At 39.4% G+C, this 1,820-nt stretch carries 1 protein-coding gene; it reads left to right on the top strand.

Annotated features, from left to right (window positions below):
• Positions 1-122: 122 nt before the first annotated feature.
• A complete protein-coding gene (locus PGU50_RS17875) occupies positions 123-1,721 on the top strand; it encodes a transposase (RefSeq protein ID WP_270247651.1) in 1,599 nt (532 codons plus the stop codon).
• Positions 1,722-1,820 lie beyond the last annotated feature (99 nt).

The raw sequence follows: 1,820 nt of genomic DNA, 5'->3' as shown, positions 1-1,820 counted from the left end.
ATGATGCCAGGGTCAAAAGCCCCAAAATAGAACCTTGAAAATTTAATATTTTACAGTAACTACAAGCATTTTAGCCTTTCATGCGTTATAATAAAGGCAGCTTTTGAAAGGTGATATGTCCTATGTCCTTTAAAACAAATGATTGCCAGCAGTTATCTTTTGATGATAGTTTCATGACGCTCACTGAGCGCGAAAGAAAAGCATTAGAAAAATCCTGGGCAAAGGTTTTTGCTGATGAAATCTTCCCTGCAATAGATGAGGAGCGCTTTGCTGTCCTATATAGTGATAAGGCATCCAGACCTAACGCACCTGTAAATGTTATCATAGGTGCTCTCATCATTAAGGAACTTTTTGATTATTCAGATGACGAAATTGTTGAAAATCTGATGCTTGACCTTCATCTGCAATACGCACTGCATACCACAAGCTTTGCAGAGCAGCCTATATCAGATAAAACTCTGAGCCGTTTCCGTAAAAGATGCTACGACTATGAAACACTTCATGGTGTAGACCTATATCGTGATTGTGTGAAGGAGCTTAGCAACAAGATTGCTAAGATGATGAAGCTGAATGGACGTATCCGTCGCATGGATTCCATTATGATAGAATCCAACATCCGTTTCTTAAGCCGTATGGAGCTGATTTACACCTGTATATCCAAGCTGGTTGTTTACCTTTCAAAGAATCACTCGGAAAAGCTTCCTGCACAACTGGAGCGTTATACTGACGCAAATGATTATAACCTTCTTTTCTATCATCAGAGAAATGATGACATGGACCAGATCATTCAGATGTTGTTGACGGACTGTGACTGTCTGCTGGAGCTGTGCAAATCAGATTTTGAAGAAGTAACGGAATATCAGCTTTTCGTCAGATGTCTTTCAGACCAGACTGTTGTTGAAAATGAAAAGCGTCGTCTGAGAACAAAGGAAGATGGTACCATGAATTCATCTGCACTTCAAAATCCGTCCGATCCCGATGCCACATACAGAAATAAATCCGGCAAACTGCATAGGGGCTATGTTGCCAACATCGAAGAAACCGTAGGCCAAAATGGATCTGTAGTAACGGATTACCAGTTTGATAAAAATACTCATACGGACAGCCATTTTCTTCAGGAATCTCTTTCAGCAATGGAGAAATCTGAAGAAGAAATCATTCTGGTTACAGACGGTGGTTATGACGGACAGGATAACATTGCTCTTGCAAAGGAGAAAAATGTCAAACTGATAACAACAGCTCTGATAGGTAAAGAGGCTCCAGATGCTTTGGCTGACTTTGAATTTAATGAGGATGGAACCCGTCTGTTAAAATGTGCCGCAGGTCATGAGCCTATAAGCCAGAGTTTTACAAAATCAACAAGACAATGCAGAGTATCATTTGAGCGTAATCATTGTGCCGGTTGCCCATATCAGGATCAGTGCCGTCCAAAGATTTATAAAAAAGTTGCCAGCTTTATTACTTCAAAAAATGCATCTAACAGAGCGAGAAGCCAAAGATACATGCAGAGTGAAGAATTCAGTAACTTAGCAAAGTTGAGAAATGGAGTAGAAACCGTTCCTGCTAACATCCGAAAGAATTATCACCTTGATAAACTTCCAAGAGGTAAACAACGTGGTAAATTTTTCTTTGGAAGCAAAATAGCAGCATTAAATTTCCGAAAGCTCTTTGGATTCCGAAAGGGTCTTGGTAACTATGCACAAAATCCGATATTAGCTTAGATGTGAATCAGAAGTATACCAATCATTCTAAGCTAATAAAGGCTCTTATATCAAATCTACTGTGAAATATTAAATTTTCAAGGTTCAAGCAGGGGTTAG

The sequence above is a fragment of the Coprococcus sp. AM11-30B genome (genome assembly GCF_027674365.1).
GTDB classification, from domain to species: Bacteria; Bacillota; Clostridia; order Lachnospirales; family Lachnospiraceae; genus Allocoprococcus; species Allocoprococcus comes.
Note: the sequence above shows the minus strand (reverse complement) of the source record. Positions and strands in the feature narration are given on the sequence as shown.

Excerpts from the sequence above, each read along its gene's own strand:
- PGU50_RS17875 (WP_270247651.1), top strand. The coding sequence starts at position 123 with ATGTCCTTTAAAACAAATGATTGCCAGCAGTTATCTTTTGATGATAGT.